This is a genomic window from Kangiella spongicola, assembly GCF_003194565.2.
Lineage (GTDB): Bacteria > Pseudomonadota > Gammaproteobacteria > Enterobacterales > Kangiellaceae > Kangiella > Kangiella spongicola.
Genome location: NZ_QICH01000002.1, coordinates 357523 through 377614, shown reverse-complemented (window position 1 = coordinate 377614; position 20092 = coordinate 357523). Strand labels below are relative to the sequence as shown.

General features: G+C 43.7%; 14 protein-coding genes. 10 read left to right on the top strand and 4 right to left on the bottom strand.

From position 1 onward, the window contains the following. Window positions 1-54: 54 nt before the first annotated feature. The 4 genes from DL796_RS07385 to DL796_RS07370 are packed head-to-tail and all read left to right on the top strand — an operon-like array spanning window position 55 to window position 7736. Entirely contained in the window at window positions 55-1038 is a 984-nt protein-coding gene (locus DL796_RS07385) for a YhdH/YhfP family quinone oxidoreductase (protein WP_110201066.1), read from the top strand. Window positions 1039-1063: 25 nt separating this feature from the next. Next, the gene (locus tag DL796_RS07380) at window positions 1064-3784 is read left to right on the top strand and encodes a PD-(D/E)XK nuclease family protein (RefSeq protein WP_170114232.1); all 2721 of its coding nucleotides are present in this window, start codon (window positions 1064-1066) and stop codon (window positions 3782-3784) included. Further along, complete coding sequence (locus DL796_RS07375; protein WP_110201064.1) at window positions 3777-7187, top strand: UvrD-helicase domain-containing protein; 3411 nt, start codon at window positions 3777-3779, stop codon at window positions 7185-7187. The genes DL796_RS07380 and DL796_RS07375 overlap by 8 nt, the downstream gene beginning before the upstream one ends. A 6-nt stretch (window positions 7188-7193) precedes the next feature. Continuing rightward, window positions 7194-7736 (top strand): GNAT family N-acetyltransferase, encoded by a 543-nt coding sequence (locus DL796_RS07370; protein WP_110201063.1) that lies wholly within the window; start codon window positions 7194-7196, stop codon window positions 7734-7736. Window positions 7737-7806: 70 nt separating this feature from the next. Here DL796_RS07370 and DL796_RS07365 read toward each other — a convergent pair whose 3' ends face one another. Beyond that, window positions 7807-9672 (bottom strand): DUF885 domain-containing protein, encoded by a 1866-nt coding sequence (locus tag DL796_RS07365; protein WP_110201062.1) that lies wholly within the window; start codon window positions 9670-9672, stop codon window positions 7807-7809. 196 nt (window positions 9673-9868) lie between these two features. Here DL796_RS07365 and DL796_RS07360 point away from each other — a divergent pair, with 196 nt between their 5' ends. The 4 genes from DL796_RS07360 (at window position 9869) to DL796_RS07345 (ending at window position 14038) form a co-directional block, all read left to right on the top strand. Then, window positions 9869-10360, top strand: coding sequence for a DUF4442 domain-containing protein (locus DL796_RS07360; RefSeq protein WP_110201061.1), 492 nt, complete (start codon window positions 9869-9871; stop codon window positions 10358-10360). 467 nt (window positions 10361-10827) lie between these two features. Continuing rightward, window positions 10828-11926, top strand: a protein-coding gene (gene prfB / locus DL796_RS07355) for a peptide chain release factor 2 (RefSeq protein ID WP_110201060.1) whose coding sequence is annotated in 2 segments (ribosomal slippage) — window positions 10828-10902 and window positions 10904-11926 — 1098 coding nt in all. Because the reading frame shifts where the segments join, the coding sequence is not laid out codon by codon here. 224 nt (window positions 11927-12150) lie between these two features. Then, window positions 12151-13650 (top strand): lysine--tRNA ligase, encoded by a 1500-nt coding sequence (gene lysS, locus DL796_RS07350; protein WP_110201059.1) that lies wholly within the window; start codon window positions 12151-12153, stop codon window positions 13648-13650. Window positions 13651-13771: 121 nt separating this feature from the next. Beyond that, window positions 13772-14038 (top strand): DUF3081 family protein, encoded by a 267-nt coding sequence (locus DL796_RS07345; protein ID WP_110201058.1) that lies wholly within the window; start codon window positions 13772-13774, stop codon window positions 14036-14038. Window positions 14039-14117: 79 nt separating this feature from the next. Here the strand turns inward: DL796_RS07345 and fabB are convergent, their stop codons facing one another. The 3 genes from fabB to DL796_RS07330 form a co-directional block, all read right to left on the bottom strand. Further along, window positions 14118-15329, bottom strand: coding sequence for a beta-ketoacyl-ACP synthase I (fabB, locus tag DL796_RS07340; protein WP_110201352.1), 1212 nt, complete (start codon window positions 15327-15329; stop codon window positions 14118-14120). A 54-nt stretch (window positions 15330-15383) separates the two neighbouring features. Next, on the bottom strand, window positions 15384-15896 hold the full coding sequence (fabA, locus tag DL796_RS07335; protein WP_110201057.1) for a bifunctional 3-hydroxydecanoyl-ACP dehydratase/trans-2-decenoyl-ACP isomerase: 513 nt from the start codon (window positions 15894-15896) through the stop codon (window positions 15384-15386). Between the two features lie 105 nt (window positions 15897-16001). Then, the gene (locus DL796_RS07330) at window positions 16002-17411 is read right to left on the bottom strand and encodes a S8 family peptidase (protein WP_170114231.1); all 1410 of its coding nucleotides are present in this window, start codon (window positions 17409-17411) and stop codon (window positions 16002-16004) included. 266 nt (window positions 17412-17677) lie between these two features. On the opposite strand from DL796_RS07330, the gene DL796_RS07325 reads away from it, so the two are divergent. Then, on the top strand, window positions 17678-18532 hold the full coding sequence (locus DL796_RS07325; RefSeq protein ID WP_110201055.1) for a hypothetical protein: 855 nt from the start codon (window positions 17678-17680) through the stop codon (window positions 18530-18532). A gap of 28 nt (window positions 18533-18560) precedes the next feature. Beyond that, window positions 18561-20003, top strand: coding sequence for a S8 family serine peptidase (locus DL796_RS07320; protein WP_110201054.1), 1443 nt, complete (start codon window positions 18561-18563; stop codon window positions 20001-20003). Window positions 20004-20092: the final 89 nt, after the last annotated feature.

Here is a 20092-nt window from a genome sequence, read left to right as displayed (position 1 = left end):
GAATTGGTAGAATGACAAGTTAGGTTGAGTAATATTAATAAAAAAGGAGTCAAAGTGTCTTTTTTAGCCTGTCGAGTATTTAAAGAAGCCGAAATCAAACACCAACTAGTTCAGATGGAGACTGATGAATTAAGTGCTGGTGATACCTTAATTAAAGTGGATTATTCGAGCATTAACTATAAAGATGCGTTAGCGGCGAGTGGTCGTGGCGCCATTTTGAAATCCTTTCCATTAAATGCAGGAATAGATTTAGCCGGCACGGTCGTTGAGTCTTCGAGTGAAAAACTAAATGTAGGCGACGCCGTTTTAGTTAATGGTTGTGGCCTTGGTGAAAGCTTTGATGGCGGCCTAGCCGAATATGCGCGTGTCGATAGCGGGTTTGTGATGAAGCAGCCTGAGCATTATTCTGGTCGCGAGTCGATGATTATAGGCACCGCAGGCTTTACCGCGGCACTTGCTATTCATCGCATGGAAGTTAATGGTCAGACGCCAGATAAAGGCCCAATTGTAGTGACCGGGGCGAGTGGTGGTGTCGGTAGTTTTGCGATTAATTTGCTGAGCAAAAAGGGCTACGAGACCATAGCGGTTACCAGCCAACAGTCAATGCACGACTATTTAAAAGACTTGGGCGCTACTGAGGTGAAAACTTTAAGTGAGATGGAGTTGAGCGATAAGCCTATGGCTAAAGGGCTTTATGGCGGTTTGATTGATAATATTGGTGGCGAAACATTAAGTAAGTTGATGGCTAATATCGATCTATGGGGAAATATTGCCTGTATTGGTTTAGCGCAAAGCCCGAAGCTGAATGCCACCGTGATTCCTTTAATTTTAAGGGGGGTCAGTCTGCTTGGCGTTAGCTCGACTAATTGCCCCATGGAGCTTAGAGAAAAGCTTTGGAATCAATTCGGTAACGAGTCGCCTTTACCAGACTTCGAGAAAATCTTGAGTAAAGAAATCGCGCTAAAAGATGTGTCGCCTTATTTCGACGAGCTTATCGATAATAAGCATCGAGGGCGCTTACTGGTCAATTGCCAATAATAATAAAGAAAAATTAAGGAATATCATGGATTTCAGCTCGATTGACGCAGAGCAGTCATTAATTATTACAGCGAGTAGACGACAGTCGCGCTATTTGCGTGACGAATATGCGGCGCAACAGATTGCCCAAGGTCGCGACGTTTGGCCAAGCCTTAAGATCATGCCGTGGAATGCTTTTATTAATTATTGCTGGGAGTTAGCTCAGGAATCTGGACTTGATACGCCGATCCGGCTGAGCGCCAATCAGGGGCGACACCTGTGGCAACAAATGGTGGCTAAGTCCGACGTCGTTGAGCCCTTATTAAATCGTAAACAAACGCAGAATTTAAGCTTTGATGCATGGCGCGTGTGCCAACAGTGGCAAATTGAAAATCTCGAAGCAATGCCTGGAGACCAAGATCAGGAATCCTTTGCCGAGTGGTTTTCGACGTTTACTAAAGACTTACAAAGCCACGGATGGATTGAAGCTCATCAACAAGCGAACTATCTTGCAAAAACACTAACATCATTCATTGAACAGCTACCTAACACTATTATTACGTACGGCTTCCAGCAGCCAACGCCGCAGCAGACTGCGCTAATCGGGCAATTAAAAACTTCAAAGAACGTTCTCGACTGGGCGCTTGAAACATCTACCGAGCAAGGGCATGTGGAATTATGTTCTCTTCCTGATCCTTCACAAGAATTAATCGCAGCGGTGCGCTGGGCCAAACAGAAGCTGCTCGAAAACTCGAATCAGGCCATCGCTATTGTCGTTCCTGAGCTTGAGCAGAAGAAGCCTTATATTGAGCGTCTGATTTATCGTGAATTCTACGCTGGCGATTTAGCCGAGGGGAAAGAGCTGACGCAGCCGCTACATGATTTCTCGATTGACGAATCGCTGCTTAACCAACCGCTCGTAGCTGTGGTCGCTGACTGGCTAGCATTAAGCCACCAAAGCCTGAGTAAAAAGCAGTTGCAGCATTTATTGCTATCGCCTTATTTATACAAAGAGCAGGAGCTACACTGGCAGGCGACACAGTTTGAGCTGGTTATTAGAAAGTCCACCAAGGCTTACTACTCCATAGAGGAATTATTAAAGCTAAGCCGTCACCATCAAGTAAAACTCCCTTGGCTCACCTTTATCGACGAATGGCGAAAAGAAAACACAGAGACGTTGTCCGCAAAACAAGATTTCAAGTCACATATTGCTGTAGTTCTGAGCCTGTTAGCAGAAGTTCATTGGACAGGGTATCATTCGATCTCAAGTCGCGAATATCAAGTTCAACAAACCTTTATCGAAGCCATTAAATCGGCGCAGAGTTTGCAAAAAGTATTGGCCGGAAAGATTACCTTTGCTAAAGCGATAAGTCTCCTAAAAGAACATTTAGAGCAGCAAACTTTCCACCAGCAACAACCTAAAGCACCGTTGCAAATCATGGGGATGCTCGAAGCCATTGGCATTACCTTTGATGCGGTGTGGTTGGTTGGAGCAACCGATCAAGTATTGCCACAAAAAGCCACGCCAAACCCTTTTATCTCGAAAGCTATACACCGAAAGTTTGACTTACCAGGTTCATCGCATAACCGAGAAGTTGAATACGCACATTCACTGATTCAGTCCTTGTTGGCAAATCCTGAGTTGGTGATCAGTTTTGCAGAATACGATGGTGAGCAAGAGCAAATAATGAGTCCTTTGCTGAAAACACTATTGCCCAATCATTCTGTTCATAAACAAACACTTGAGTCACAGTTGCCCACTACGTTAAACGAATGGCCAACTAGCGATGCTCTTGAGTATTATCGGGATGACAAAGGACTAACCGTAGGCGAGCATTATGCCGTAAAAGGCGGAACTGGTTTGCTGCGGATGCAGGCTGCGTCACCTTTCGATGCCTATTTACGATACCGACTTGAACTACAGGCCTTTGAAGAAGATGGACTCGGGGTTTCATTTATGGATCGCGGTAACTTATTCCATAAAGCGATGCAGATCATTTGGACGCGCTTAGAAACCCAAAGTGCACTACTTGAGTTATCTGGTAACGCGCTAGAGGGCTTGGTCAAACAAACTACTCAATTTGTGCTGGGGGAAGCTGCCAAACATATTTTCTTATTGCAGAACACGGCGTTTATGGATGTGGAAGCGAAGCGCTTAGAGGCATTAGTCATCGAGTCGTTAGAGTTAGATAAAAAGCGCGAGCCTTTCACGGTTATAGGCACCGAGGTACCTCGTGAAGTCGAGCTCGCAGGCCTTAAATTTAGAATCATTATCGACCGAATTGATAAGCTCAGTGATGGTCGCTTATTGATTATTGATTATAAAACAGGGCAACCAACCTTGATGTCATTACTGCGCGATCCCATCGGCGAACCGCAGTTATTGCTTTACGCCATTTCGGAGCAGGCAGCTGTTCAAGATTCTGACTCAGGTAATAGTAACGAGCTTAAGGAAGTAGCGGGAATCGTCTTTATGCAAGCGCATCTAAAAGCGTGTAAATACATTGGTATTACCTCAGAAAACGATATGTTAGATGGTGTAAAAGCATTGCACGATATTAAAGCTAACCCTTATTCAGATGATTTTGCTGATGCTATCAAAGAGTGGAAACAAATACTCGAAGATATCGCTGAGAGCTTTAAACATGGGCACGCAGACATTACGGAATACAGCGGTGACTTTTCAGATCATTTAGCGATAAGTCGTTGGTCAGAGCGTGGTGAAAGTTTAGAAGCCTTGATTAACGGAGGTAAGGACCATGAGTAATCTATTGCCTCCAGATCAGGCTGTCAGAAGCCAGGCCATAAAAGCTGACGAATCTTTTATTGTGCAGGCGCCGGCAGGTGCGGGTAAAACCAGTTTATTGACTCAGCGGATTCTGAATCTGTTGACCACGGTTGAAAACCCTGAAGAAGTTATCGCGATTACCTTTACGCGCAAAGCTGCCGCAGAAATGCGACACCGACTGGTTGAGTCGCTACTTTTTGCGCAAGGCGAAGAGCCACAGCAAGCCCACGAAAAAGTGACTTGGCAACTCGCGCGTCAAGTTTTAGAAAGAGATGCGGAGCATGAATGGCACCTACTGCAGAATAGCCATCGTCTGCGTATTACCACTATTGACTCTTTATCGAGCATGATTGCGAATCAGATGCCGGTGCTGAGTAGTCTTGGTGGCTCGCTGTCGATCACCAATTATTCGCAAGAGTCCTATCAAAGAGCCGCAGAGTCGATTTTAAATTATCTCGATGATAAGGATTACGGGCCACATATTTTAAAGCTGCTCGCTCACCTCGATAATCAGGTCGAGAAATTAATTGGACTGTTAGCGCAAATGCTCGGTAAGCGAGATCAGTGGCTGCGTTTATTGGGTGCGGGCGAGCTTGATATAGACATTCTTGAAGATGGTATCAACCAAATTGCCCAGATGCGTCTAGAGCGTTTATCGAACTTTCAATCAAAACTCGAAAACAGTTCCTTACTCAGTGCCATTCACTTCGCCTCAGGATTTTTAGATGCTGATCACGAGCTGGCACCTTTGAAGGAGGTTCAGCAGTTACCAAGTTTGGATTATCAGAATTTAGAGCAGTGGAAAGCCATTGCCTCTTTCTGTTTAACCAAATCAGGGACTTTTAAAAAGCAACTCAATAAAAAAATCGGTCTCGTAGCAGATGGTGATTTAGAGGGCGAAGACAAAAAAGTCGGTAAAGCGCTGAAAGCGGAACTTAAAGAACTGTTTGCCGATTGGGCTGAAGTCCCTGATTTTGCAGAGTCATTGGTTGATGTCATGTCGCTTCCAAAAGCGGTGTATAGCCACGAACAACAGGAAATTCTTTATTCTTTATTGCACTTACTACGCTTAGTGTCGGTTGAGTTAACGGTTGATTTCCAGTCGAACGCCGAAGCTGACTTCATCGAAATTGCCTTAGCGGCCGACAGAGCACTGGGGTATTTTGATGAGCCGAGTGAACTTGCGTTAAAACTAGATTACCAGATATCTCATCTTTTAGTGGACGAGTTCCAAGATACCTCTTTTACTCAGTACCAGTTGCTGAGTAAGTTGATTGCAGGCTGGCAACCCGATGAAGGTCGAACATTATTTTTAGTCGGCGATCCGATGCAGTCTATTTATCGATTCCGTGAAGCCAATGTGGGCTTATTCATTAAAACTCAGCAGGAAGGTATTAACGGTTTCCCCGTGACGCCATTGCAGTTAACGGCTAACTTCCGCTCTTCACCTTCTATTATTGATTGGGTCAACCGACGTTTCGATAAAATATTTCCTGCTAATGATGATGCTTTGTTAGGAGCCGTGAGTTATAGCAAAGCCGAAGCCATGAAGCCAGATCACGATGATCACTTCGTTAAGTTCTTGACCAACTTCGATCAGGCAGAACAAAACGAAGCTGAAAAGTTAGCACAAGAAATATTCCAAATCACGCGCAAGCATCCCGATGAGTCTATCGCAGTTTTAGTCAGAGGGCGAAGCCATGCCCAAGAGCTCATGTCTGAGCTAAGAGCTTCTGGCATAAGCTATTACGCAAAAGACATGGAGTATTTGACCCACAAATCTTGTGTTAATGACTTGATGTTGTTGTGTCGATTATTGCTGCATCCGCAGGACTCGATTGCTTGGGTAGGCTTCTTTAAATCGCCATTGGTGGGGCTTGAGCTATCCGATCTAACACATTTACACCAAGCATTCGGTCACCAATTCTGGACTTGGCTTGAACAGTTTAGTTCTGTCGAAGCTTTGAGTGCAGAAGCCAAAACTCGACTAGGGCTCGTCAGTGAAGTCATCACACCAGCTATCGCTAATAGCGGCCGTAAGCCACTCAGCCAACTCCTTGAGTCAGTGTGGCTTGCCTTAGGTGGCCCGAGTAGCTTGCTAGAACAGTCTGAGCTTAGAGATGTTTACGCCGTGTTTGAGTTACTCTTGGAGTTAGAGCAACAAGAATGGCCTTTGACGGTTGAGCGAATTGGTACAGCGGTGAGTGAATTGTTTGCTGATCAGCAAGCGGATTCAGCACAGGTCGAAATAATGACCATGCACAAATCGAAAGGGCTAGAATTCGATACAGTGATACTGCCGTCGTTGCAAAGACAAAAGAGGGCCGATGACCACCAATTACTATTGTGGGAAGAGTTTACCGCAGAGGATAGAACGGGCTATCTATTAGCGCCAATTCAAGCCGCCGAGCAGAAAGAACCGATTTATCAATTGGCCCGGGATATTCAAAGTAAAAAAGCAGTTTTCGAAGATGCTCGACTATTATATGTGGCAGCGACCCGAGCCAAGAAACGATTAATTCTTAGTTGTGAACTTAAATTAAAATTTGATGAAGAAAAGTCTGAGTGGTCATATAGCTCGATCGACAAGCGTTCATTGCTGCACTATTTAAAGCCGCATTATGAAAATGTCATCGAAAGAGAGTTCAATTCGGTTATCGAAACCCTTGAGACAAGCTCACAAAGCGATAAGTCGCAGACACTTGATACGGGTTGGTATCGCTTAAAGACTAATCAGCAGTTACCCAAGATTGAAAATCAATTATCAAGAATCCAGCTAGAGACTTTAGCGCAAGAGTCTTCTGAACAAGAATCACTAGTGCAAGAAAATCTAGACTTTGATTGGGCGAGTGATACAGCGCGTGTGGTTGGTCTTGTCGTGCACAAGCAGCTAGAGCTTATCGCATTAGAGCGTACTAGCTTTGAACGCCTTATTGAGACTAACTTCCAAACTGTTAAACATCAGCTTACAGAGCTACTGGATTCAGAAGAGGAAATTACACTTGGGTTTAACAAAGCTAAGCAGGCTTTACTTAATGTGCAGACAGATGACAAAGGACAGTGGTTACTCAAGCAACACCAAGACGCAAAGTGTGAGTGGGAGCTGACTGGAGCTGTCACAGACTTGGCTGGAAAGACATCGGTGCGAAACTTTATCATCGATCGTAGTTTTGTCGATGAGCAGGGAACTCGCTGGATTGTTGATTATAAAACGGGTGACCATCAGGGCTCAGATCTGGAGCAATTTATTCAAGCTGAGATTGAGCGCTATAGTCCGCAGCTAAAACAATACCAACAGCTAGTGCAGAAAGTTGATGCTAGACCCATAAGAACGGCATTATACTTCCCTTTGTTAAAGCAATTTGTCGAAATATCAGGATAGCGCTCAATGAAAGAAACTATTGATACAGCAAGATTGCTGTTAAGGCCACTTAAAGAAAGTGACTTTGAGGATTATTGCGAGTACGCCATGGACCTTAACGTCATGCAATATATTATGCCTGTATCCAATCGAAAGGATGCACATGAGGTTTTCATGAATCACTTCGGTGACTGGACTGGCGAAGAAGGGCGCTGGATGGGCGCTGCTGTAGTACTAAAGTCTGAGCAAAAGCTTATTGGAGATATCGGTTTTCGTTATCGAGATAAGCGCCATGGTCATATCGAAATTGGTTACAAGTTTAACCGCGATTATCATGGTCAAGGCTACGGGACTGAAGCAGTAAGAGAACTGCTTAGGATTATTGTACGTGATTGGCCGTGTCATAAAATTATAGCGTATTGTGAGCCAAGAAATATTGCTTCTTGGAAACTAATGGAGCACTTTGGTATGACCCGTGAGGCTTATTTTAAAGAGCACTTCAAGTTTGAAGACCGCTGGCAGGATGAAGTGGCTTACGGTTGTCTGGTTAGAAATTTAAAGAACTTATAGAGCTGTAGAACTTTATAAAAAGGAGCCAAAAGGCTCCTTTTCAAGTTTCTAAATTTGAAGAACTCAGCACTTACGAACTCAGTTTTGAATCAATCCACTCGCGGATTTTAGATTTCAAAACTGGCATAGGCAAAGCGCCATCAATTAACACTTGGGTATGAAATTCACGAATATCAAATTTATTACCAAGCTTCTCTTCGGCTTCTGCGCGTAAACGGCTAATTTCGCGCTGACCGACCTTGTAAGACACTGCTTGACCTGGCCATGCGATATAACGCTCAACCTCAGAAATTACGTCGGTATCGGCCATCGAGGAGTTCGCCATCATGTAATCGATTGCTTTTTGGCGCGACCAGCCTTTGGCGTGAAGGCCAGTATCTACCACTAAGCGCATCGCGCGTAACATTTCATCACTTAAACGGCCGTAATATTGCATTGGATCGGTAAACATCCCCATCTCTTTACCAATCGATTCTGCGTACAGTGCCCAGCCCTCTGAGAATACGCTTAAGCCACCAAAGCGACGAAACATTGGCAACCCTTCAACTTCTTGCTGTAACGAAATTTGGAAATGGTGGCCAGGTGCTGCTTCATGAATCGACAAGGTTTCCATGCCGTATTTAGGTTGGCCTTTTAGATTAAATGTATTCACGTAAAACACGCCAGGACGCGAGCCATCAGGGCTTCCTGGCATATAAGATGCGCCAGCTGACGACTCTGCACGGAAGGCTTCAACTGCTCGAACTTCATAATCAGACTTAGGCTGAATATTAAACATTTTCGGCAACAGCTTGTTTACTTTAGCTTGCAGGTCTCGGTAGCCTTGTAGCAGATCTTCTTCGTTATCGTAATAGAACTCAGGGTTGCTTTGTACATACCCGAACCAGTCTTCCAAAGAGCCCTCAAACTCAACATCCTTCATCACCTGCTCCATTTCAGAACGAATACGAGCAACTTCATTCAGACCAAACTGGTGAATCTCATCAGCCGTTAAGTCGGTGGTGGTGTAGGTTTTTAGTTGATAGTCGTACCAAGCTTTACCATTCGGCTGTTCACTTAAGCCAAAGGTATCGCGAGCGTGCTTTAAGTAATCATCCTTAATGTAATCATGCAGTTTTTTATAGGTTGGAATAATGTTTTGAGTGATTGCTTTTTCGTACTCAGCAGTAATTCGTGCCTTGTTTTCCTCGCTAAAACTTTCGGGCATGTTAGCAACGGGCTGATAAAAAACACTGTCTTTCGGGTTGTCGACCAGATGTGCTGCTAGCTGTGGAATTACTTTTTCCATTAAAGCCTTTGGTTGCACCACATTGTTTTCGATGCCCTGATTCATGTTAATGATGCTTTGCTCAATGATCGCCTGACCACCTTCAACACGCTTTAACCAATTATCATAATCCTCAACCGTATTAAAAGGCTGTAAGCTTTGTCCTGAGCCCAGCTGTGCAAAGAAGTTAGCGATATTGCTCGACTGATTAATTGGAATCAAATGTCCTGGGAACTCTTCGCCCTCAAGTGCCATCTCGGATTGATAAATAAATACGTCATAGCTCAGTCGATCTTGACCAGTTAATAAGTCACGATCGATTTCTTTTACTTTTTCCAACCACTTAACAGTGAAATCATGGGACTTTTTGCGGAATTCTGGCGATAGGAAATTTGGCAGCTGATCATTAAAGCGACTATCGCCAATAGCTGTGGCTTGGATGGGGTTTAGGGCTAAGCTTTCCTCGAAGTTCTGAGCGAATAGCTCGTTTAACTTTTTAGAAGCCTGTTCTGCCGTCATATTAGCTGATTCAGACTCACTAGCCTTAGACTCGCTAGTGCTGGCCTGTTGTTCAGTCGCTTTAGCTACATTAGTTTTTGTTTCATCATTATCCGAGCACCCGCTTAGCGCTAATGCGATGCTCAGGCTTAAGATTGTTATTTTGGTCATCTGATTTCCCACTATCCAAAGAGACTTATGTCTGTATTTTTAGGTAAAACTAACATTACCACAAAAAATACCGGCAAAATCACTCTGAAATATCTTTTTACACATAATCTGAGTTGTGCCATGATTGTCTGGTCAGTCCAGTTTTGCAGCCACATTGATGTGGTTATTGAAAAGGTTAGAGGTTCAAAAGAAAATCATGAGTAGTGATAATCGGTTAGCGCGTTTAGTCAAGAAAATACAAGGGTATCCGGCCTTTTTAAGAAAGCCACTTTTAAACTTTGCCCTAAGGAAAACCGTAAAGCTCGTAGGAACGGCTAAAGTTGAAGTTTTGGAGCTCAACAAGCAACGCTCAGAATTCCGCTTGAAAAACCGCAAAAAGGTGCAAAACCATATTGGTACTATACATGCTGCAGGCATGGCTCTAATCGCCGAAACAGCGACAGGAATGGTGGTTGGGATGAATGTTCCAGATGATAAAGTACCTGTAATAAAAACGCTTAAAGTAGACTTTTTAAAGCGCGCCAAGGGTGACTTGGTAGCGAAAGCTCATCTTACTGAAGGGCAGATAAAAGATATCCTGACTTTAGAGAAAGGCGAAGTTGAAGTCGCGGTTACGGTTACGGATAGTGAGGGAAAAGAGCCGATTGGGTGCGGAATGCTGTGGGCTTGGACACCTAAACGTCGTTAAAACCTATATCCGTTACTTAGGCGGTGTTAAATCAAAAATTCTTTCAAGTCATTTACTAAAGTAAACTCCTTTCCCGAATTTATGATTTGCCTAGCCTAAGTTTAGTCTATAGCTTTTAATTTCGGGAGTTTACGATCAGTTTGGCTCAGTTTTTTCCTGTAATGCAATTTTAGTAAACTCCATCCTTAAAATTTCAATTTGCCGCCTAAGCACTTAGCTAATGAGCTTTATCTAAGTTGTGGGCAAGAAGGTCCCTTGCTGGCGTTGTTACCGTGTCTTAGCTAAATATCCAAGCCTAGGACTTATCCTTTAAATTCCATTATTTCCACCTTACGTCTAATATTTATTGTGATTTTAGTTATATGATTTGGTTTATGGCTATGCAGTACCGCTGTGATTGGTTAAAATATGCCCCTTTTGCATAGAAATGGCGCGAAAATGCCACGAATTAATGCTTTTGGGGATTTATGTTAGAAGTTAATCCAATTAGAGAACACCTTAAAGATATGTCTGAGCGTGTGGTTACGCTTAGGGGGTATCTTTGACTTTGATGCTAAGCAAGAGCGTCTAGAAGAAGTCACGAAAGAATTAGAGCAACCTGACGTTTGGAACGATCAGGAGCGAGCCCAAGCGTTGGGTCAAGAGCGCGCTAAATTAGAATCGGTGGTCAATACCATCATCAAGCTAGAGCAGGGCATTGCCGATAATTCAGATTTACTCGAAATTGCGGCAGAAGAAGACGACACCGATAGTGTCGAAATGCTTGAAGAAGAAGTCGATGGCTTAGAGAAAATGCTGGCCAAACTAGAGTTCAGACGTATGTTCTCTGGCGAGATGGATGAAAACAACGCTTATGTTGATATCCAGGCAGGTTCCGGTGGCACCGAAGCACAAGACTGGGCAAGTATTTTATTACGTATGTACCTTCGCTGGGCAGAAAGTCGAGGCTTCAAAGTCGAAGTCACCGAAGAGTCTGACGGCGATGTGGCTGGTATTAAAAGTGCCACTATTAAGGTCGAAGGCGAATATGCCTACGGTTGGTTGCGCACCGAAACCGGCGTTCATCGTTTAGTCCGAAAGTCGCCATTCGACTCAGGTAATCGTCGCCATACATCCTTTGCATCTGTCTTCGCTTATCCAGAAGTTGATGATGATCTCGATATTGAAGTTAATCCGGCGGACTTACGTGTGGACACTTATCGCGCCAGTGGTGCCGGTGGTCAGCACGTCAACAAAACGGATTCAGCGATTCGCCTGACTCACATTCCAACCGGAATTGTGGTTCAATGTCAGAACGACCGCTCACAGCACAAAAATCGTGCTGAAGCGATGAAAATGATGAAAGCCAAGCTCTATGAGCTAGAGATGCAAAAGCAGCGTGAAGAGCAGCAGGCGCTAGAAGACTCCAAGTCAGATATCGGATGGGGAAGCCAGATTCGATCCTATGTCTTGGATCAGTCGAGAATTAAAGATTTGCGTACCGGCTACGAGTCGAGTAGTACGCAGTCTGTATTGGACGGTGATTTGGATGGCTTTATTGAGGCATCCTTAAAGGCCGGCGTATAACCTACTGCGCTTGCAAATACTGCGTTATATTGTAGCTGCAAATGCTCACTTACCTACATGGTAAGCTCCGCTTTTCGCTTACAATATGCCTTGTCTTTGCTTCGCTCGTGACGGTTATATTGAGTAAAAGAATATATATTCACAGAAAATGATGTGAGTTTTCGTACCGTGAAAAGGTACTTGTTTTAATAAAGAAAGTAATTAACTTGAGGTGTAGAGAAAAAATGAGCAATCAAGAAACCCCAGTGGTCGACGTCAACGAACAAATTACATTACGTAAAGAGAAGTTGGCGGAGAAACGAAAACAGGGGGTTGCCTTTCCGAACGACTTTCGTCGTGATTCCCTAGCAGCGAATATTGCCGAAGAATTTGGCGATAAGGAAAAACCTGAGCTAGAGGAAATCGGGAAGAAGGTTAAGGTTGCTGGTCGCATCATGTTATTCCGTAACATGGGTAAAGCGAGCTTTATCACCATTCAAGATATGTCTGGCCGTATTCAGTCTTACGTGCGCAAAGACCAAGTGGGCGAAGACGTTTATAACGACTTCAAAACTTGGGATATTGGCGATATCGTAGGTATCGAGGGTACGGTTTTTAAAACCAATAAAGGCGAATTGTCGGTCAAAGCATCAGACATTCGCTTATTAACCAAGTCATTGCGTCCGCTTCCTGATAAGTGGGGCGGTTTGTCCGACCAAGAAACTCGCTATCGTCAGCGTTATGTTGACTTAATCGTTAACCAAGAGTCGCGTGCAACTTTTGTCGCTCGTTCGAAAGTGGTTAAAGCAATTCGTGAATTTTTAGAAGCGCGTGACTTCTTAGAAGTTGAAACGCCAATGATGCACGTTATTCCAGGCGGCGCTACGGCGAAGCCATTTGAAACGCATCACAATGCTTTGGATATGCCTTTGTTCTTGCGCGTTGCTCCTGAGCTTTACTTGAAGCGCCTAGTGGTTGGCGGCTTCGAAAAAGTGTTCGAGATTAACCGTAACTTCCGAAACGAAGGTTTATCGACTCGCCACAACCCAGAGTTCACAATGCTTGAGTTCTATTGGGGCTACGCCGATTACAATGATCTTATGGATTTAACTGAAGAAATGTTGCGTTTCACGGTTGAGTCAGTGCTTGGTAAGACGGTTTTCGAAAGTGGCGAAACGACTTATGATTTCGGCAAGCCTTTCGAGCGTATGACCGTATTAGAAGCTATTGTTAAGTATTTACCAGAAGTGACTATCGAGCAGTTGAATGATTTGGAGTCTGCTAAGAAGGTTGCTAAAGCATGTAATGTTAAAGTTGAAGACTCATGGGGCTTAGGTAAAATTCAGATCGAAATATTTGAAGAAGTCGCTGAACACAAATTAATTCAGCCGACCTTTATTACCGCTTACCCTGCAGAAGTATCGCCTTTGGCTCGCCGTAATGATGATAATCCTTTTGTTACTGATCGCTTTGAGTTCTTTGCCGGTGGTCGTGAGTTAGCGAATGGTTTCTCTGAGTTAAACGATGCAGAAGATCAAGCTGAGCGCTTCAAAGCACAGGTTGAAGCGAAAGATGCCGGAGACGACGAAGCAATGCACTTCGATGCGGATTATATACGCGCATTAGAGTATGGTTTACCGCCAACAGCAGGTGAGGGTATTGGTATTGACCGTTTGGTGATGTTGTTGACTGACTCACCAAGTATTAGAGACGTTCTTCTTTTCCCGCATATGCGTCCAGAGTAAAAATCTTAGTTTTTCCCTTCATTGGTAAAGAAAGTTCAAAGCCCGCACCGTTGCGGGCTTTTTTGTATCTATTGTTTAAACTTTTCGTTAGGATAATTATAAATAGTTTTAAGGAGTGGTTATGTCTTCTGAAATTGATATTCGAATGGCTTTGCGGGCCTATCAGAAAGTGGTTGAGTTAGGTGAAAAACGTGGGAATAAACATTACTACAAAGGGATTAATGCTTACTCAGACCTGGATGGTTACAACGTTGAGTTGACCGATGATAAAGTAACGTTAAGTATTAATTTCCATAGTAAATATAACTTGGATTATAAGAGTGCTCACGATAAAGACGAGTTTATGGAGAAGCTGAAAAAAATCGATAATATAAAAAACAAGAAATAACAAAAAGCCCGCGATTGCGGGCTTTTTACTGTGTAAGCGTTATGCCTATTGGCTTAGCTTGACAGGTTTCTAACCAAACCTAAACCTTTTCAAATACTAGAGAGCAGTTAGTGCCACCAAAGCCGAAGCTGTTGGATAGGAAGCTTTTGATCTCTGTGTTGTCCATGCGCTGACGCACAATCGGTAAACCCTCGGCTTTTTCGTCTAGTTCATTAATGTTGGCTGAGGCCGCGATGAAGTTGTTCTCCATCATGATTAATGAGTAGATTGCTTCGTGAACGCCAGTTGCTCCTAATGAGTGCCCCGCGAGAGACTTAGTCGAGCCAATATAAGGTACTTTTTCTGGGAACACTTCAGTGATAGCCGATAATTCGGCAGTATCGCCAACCGGAGTACTGGTGCCATGGGTATTTACATAGTCAACTGGCTGTTTAGCTGTGGCTAAAGCTTGCTGCATACAACGTACAGCGCCTTCGCCAGATGGGGCTACCATGTCGTAACCGTCAGAAGTCGCACCGTAACCGGTTATCTCAGCGTAAATTTTCGCACCACGTGCTTTGGCGTGTTCATATTCCTCTAAAACCAAGCAACCGCCGCCTGATGAAATAACAAAGCCATCACGAGTCGCGTCGTAAGGACGAGAAGCAGTTTCAGGTGTATCGTTATATTTGCTTGAAAGGGCACCCATGGCGTCGAAAAGTACCGTTAAGCGCCAATCTTCTTCTTCGCCACCGCCGGCGAACATTATGTCCTGTTTACCTAACTGAATTTGTTCAAGCGCGTTTCCAATACAGTGAGCGCTAGTGGCACAAGCTGATGAGATACTGTAGTTAACGCCTTTTATTTTAAAAGGGGTCGCTAAGCAAGCGGAAGTGGTACTACCCATGGTTTTCGGTACGGCGTAAGGGCCTATGCGCTTTGGGCCGCGCTCTTTGGCGATATCAATAGATTCTACTTGCGCTTTTTGTGAAGCGCCACCAGAGCCCATAATAATACCAGTGCGGTAATTCGAAACTAATTCTTCCGTGAGATTGGCATCAGCGATGGCTTGTTCCATAGCGATATAGGAGTAAGCTGCGGCGTCACCCATAAACCTGAGCTTCTTGCGATCGATATGCTCTGAAACATCGATGTCCGGTTTGCCAGCTAAATGACTACGTAGGCCATGCTCTTCATAAGCGTCAATTTTCTTGATGCCTGACTTACCATCGATCAAAGATTGTTTAACGCTTTCTACTGTATTTCCAAGGCAGGAAACAATGCCCATACCTGTAACTACGACTCTTTTCACAATCACACTCACTTAATTCTTGCTAAGTTATCTAAACTATTCTAACGCGTTCTACTAGAAGTTGTCTGTAGATTCGAACAAGCCTACACGTAAATCTTTCGTCGAGTAGATTTCTTTGTTATCGACTAACATCTTGCCATCGGCGATCACGAGTTTTAATTTTCGCGTAATAACACGTTTAATGTCGATGATGTAAGTCACGAGCTTAGAAGTTGGTAGAACTTGTCCGGTAAACTTAATTTCCCCAGAACCTAGGGCACGCCCTTTGCCTGGAAGACCTTTCCAAGGCAAGAAGAAACCTGTTAATTGCCACAAAGCATCCACGCCTAAACAGCCCGGCATAACGGGATCTGACTCGAAGTGGCAATCAAAAAACCAAAGGTCAGGAGCAATATCAAGTTCCGCTACAATTTGCCCTTTATTATATGCACCGCCTTCTTCACTGATATGGGTAATTCGGTCCATCATGAGCATCGGCGGCAATGGTAGGCGCGCGTTGCCTTCACCAAAGAGTTTGCCATGACCACAATCCAACAGGTCTTGCTTACTGTAGGATGATTTTTGCATATTGAGAAAACCTTGTGTGTTGAATAACACGTTTATAGAATTTAAAAGGTGCATTATGCCAGATATAAACTGCCTATCTGGTATGGACAGTGGGAGAGTTAGTCCTTAGTCATCCATTATTGATAACTGGGTATTATTCTGCCTTAACTGACGTACAGAGCGCTGTAAATTCAAGGCTTTAAGTAGGAAAGGATGCTCAGCGATAGTGTCTGAGTTCTCTATTAAACTTTTTACAATAAGTTCAAGTGGTGCTTCAGGCGCCTGCTCAATCAATATAGCGATTGCGGCAGCCACCAAAGCCACGGAGTACGAGGTGCCATTGACGATTTGATAGCTATCTCTGTTAAACGGATGGGCAACCAGTAGCTCGGTGCCAATAGTGCTGATGGTAGGAGAGACTACTCCATTCCCACATAAATTATCACCATAGGAAGAGTCGGCATAGGGCTTAAAATCAGCCGTAGTGGCGCCTACCGAGATAAGGGGAACGTCATCAAAAAGTTTAAAGTTGACTGGATCACGACTGGTTAGCTCATATTTGCCAAAGTTACCTGCGGAAAACACGGGGATGGTATTAGCTAGCCATAGCGCCCTCAAGGAGTAAAGCAGTTCATCATTGCACTGTAACTCCGGCTGTAACCATGAGTTTATAGCGATATCGACACGGGGTTGTTGCAACAACCAGTCGTAGCAGGCGACAACCCATATATAATGATATCGTCCTGAAGGAAGGCCGTTGCAGGAAAGGTAGTTTGCCTTGGGGAGTACCGAGATACTGCGTTGAAATTGGTTCGAGGACGCAAGCAAGCTAAGCACTCCTGTGCCATGGCCAAATCCTGTGTCTTTTTGCTCGTAAGAATTATCTTTAGGGTTATATTGCTTCAAGTGGCCTAGGTGATGAAGTTCCTGATGTTGGGTGCTAACTCCTGAGTCGATTAAAGCAATGGTGACATCCATAGACGCTTTTTGTTGAGCTAGTTTATCAAAAACTAGTTGACTGAAAGCCTTGCTATTGTCTTTAAGCGACGCAGCGTTTTTCTTAGCCTTCTGTTGACTACTTTGGAGGCTACTTTGGGTTGCTAATGGGGCGGTTTTTTCTATGATTTTAGATTTGTTTATATGATCAGCATTCGAAGAGTCGACGATCCTCAAGACTTGTTCATAGTTACTTGGCTCGAGTTCAAGCAAAACAGAGTTATTGATAACCAAAGGCTGCACTCTACCGATAAGTTCTCTTTTAGTTAGTTCAGAAAGCGTTGGCTGAAAATGCTTAAGAGATTTTTGGTTAAGGGTGCTCAAAAACATTTTTAGTAATTGGCGCTGTTGTCTTTTTGGTGTCTCGCTTTGATTAAAATAGTCTCTAATTTTTTCTAAATTAAGTGCTTGTTCGAATTCGATTAGTAGAAATTTTTGCTGATAGTGATAAATCTTTTGAGGACGGATTTCTAAAGACTGTTCCAAAAGCGGACACTCTTGTAAAGGACCCTGACAGTTGATTTCTATACGTTTTTGCATCAATTGGCTTGACGCTATTGCCACATTTGCATTGACGCAAATCACAAAAAAAACAAATAAGGTGAGCGAGTTCACAGACTTGGTTTGTGTGTATTTTTTCATTTGATCTGTCCCTGAGTTTATGACCAATATTGTGCTGCTTTTTTTGTTGGAGACAATTTCATAACAAGCATCTAACAGGGAGCATCATGGCATAGTTGTTTCTAAAAAAACAATTATCAAATCACAATGGGTAATACTTATTAGTATAATTATGGAGGTCAGGAATGACTAAATTTTTTCCCACTCTACTAATCTCATCTGTAGCATTTATTGGTGTCGGCTGTGGCTATTCCGACTATACAGGACATCCTGCACACAAAACTCAAAAAGAGGCCCACTTAAACAGCCTCAGTACGGTGATTTCGGGTTACGGCGACGAATATGACGGTACTTATGTTTATACCGCTCGTTACAACAACCTTGGTTGGCAACGACCGAATTTTTCCTTCAAAAACGTCATTCAAACCTATCGCAACGAAGTGAATAATTCTTATCCGACTCGTCCGGGTGTGTTTGTCGATGGTGATAAATTCAAAAATGCACGTGGCTTTTCTGGTGGCACTTTTAAGAAATATTGGAAAGCGGTAGACACCGATCCAGATAATGTCGGTGGTTTAGCTAACTTCGATACTTCCTTCCCGCTTGATGATGAAGGTAACTGGATCGAGCCTGGTTTGATCTTCTCGATTAGTGCAGGCGATACAGAAATTGATGCTTTCAATGTTGATCTTCAGTCTACGATTAAAAACTCATCAGATTTATTATCTAAGCTAGTGGCCAATGGCGGCAGTTTAGAGCAAGTCAAAATGTCGATCACAGGCCTTGAGTTTGATGGCCGAGAAGTGAGTGTTGAGCCTTATTCGTTTGATATGAATGTGTCAGGCTTTAGTAATGTCGAGTTCCATATTAAAAATCAAAAGAACTCAAAGGCATTGTTAAATACCATTATTAACAACACGCAGCACTTAAAACCGGTAGATATCAGTATTAAGTTTGATAATGGAATGGAATTTGAGATCCCTGAGAAATTCCAGCTGATGTTTAACCATAACGTGTTGTCAAAATTGGCAAAGTCATAATTCATATTCAAGCAAAGAGGTAATTATTATGTATCAAGGATTTACTAAAAAGTTAACTGCCAGCTTGATTGTCGCAACCTTGAGTGGTGCTGCATTTAGTGCTCATGCTGAGCAGGAATTCGATGTTATTGTAAAACTGAAGAATCAAAACTCTCCGTTTAGTTTGAGCGCCGCCAAGCAGCTCAACATGAAGGCCAGTTCGAACCCTGTGGCTTATCACAAAGCGCAAGCTAATGTGCGCAAAAGTAAGGTTAACAAGTTTGTTAATCAAATGAGAATCCAGCCAAAATTCGTTTACGCGAATGCTTACTATGGCTTCTCGGCAACGGTTAATGAAAAGCAGATGGCGGCCTTACAAAATAACCCAAATGTAGAAGCTGTTTATCGTGATGTTGAGTATCAACTGCTTGATGCGCAAAAAACAGCCTTTAGCAAAAATTACAACAGTTATAAGAAGCGTCGTAAGCTCGTAGAATGGCCTCAATCTGTGCCACAAGCTCCTGCTGATACAGGGTCGCTTAATTCTTCATACAAAGGCACCGGGCAGCACGTTTATGTTATAGACAGTGGTATTGACGCCGATCACAAAGATATTGCAGCAAACATGGGGCTATCCTATGCGCCTGAGTTCTGCTTCAGACCTGGTGATTCTGAGTTATGCCCATACCCATATTCAGATGATAATGGGCACGGTACTCACGTCGCCGGTACTATCGGTGCTTTGGATAACGATATCGATTCATTAGGTGTAGCTCCGGAAGCGACAATTCATGCTGTCAAAGTTTGCACAGCAGCGGGCTCATGCCCGGGTTCAGCAATCCTAGCAGGGCTTAACTGGTCAGTGTTCGATATGTTAGGACACGGGCAACCAGCTGTCGCAAATCTAAGTTTAGGTGGTGGCGATGAAGTCGACGCAGGAACTTGTACTGCAGATGGCTATGTCGGCTCTCACTTTGTAGCAGAAGCTTATTGCAATGCGGCACACCAAGGCATGGTTATTGTGGTGGCTGCGGGGAACTCATCATCCGATGCCGCAGAATTCAGCCCTGCAAAGTTCGACTCAACAATTGCGGTCAGTTCTTATGTTAGTTATGACGACTCCACAGGAGAGGCGGTCTTTAACGAATTTAGTAACTGGGGCGATGGCGCCAACGATTGGAGCTCATTACCATCGGGTGCTATTACCATAGGTGCGCCAGGTAACGCTATTGAGTCACTTAACCGTACTCACGGCAACATTAAGCTAAGCGGTACCTCAATGGCTTCTCCAGCGGTAGCGGGCGGGGCGGCTTTGGTCTTAGAGAAATATCCACAAGCAATGGACTATTCTGCTCTGCAAAATGTTCGTCAGATTTTAGTGGATAACGCAACAATCCCTTCGTCAGTGGTACTTGATAGTGATCCAGATTCTGGCACTTCAATTTACCCGCATGCTGAAGGTTTGTTAAATCTAGAGTTCTTAGACCTATAACTCCTAGATCTATAACTCTTAGGTCTCTAAGAAGCCGTGTACAAGTAGCCCCTCAGTTGAGGGGCATTTTTTGTTTTATAAAGACCAAA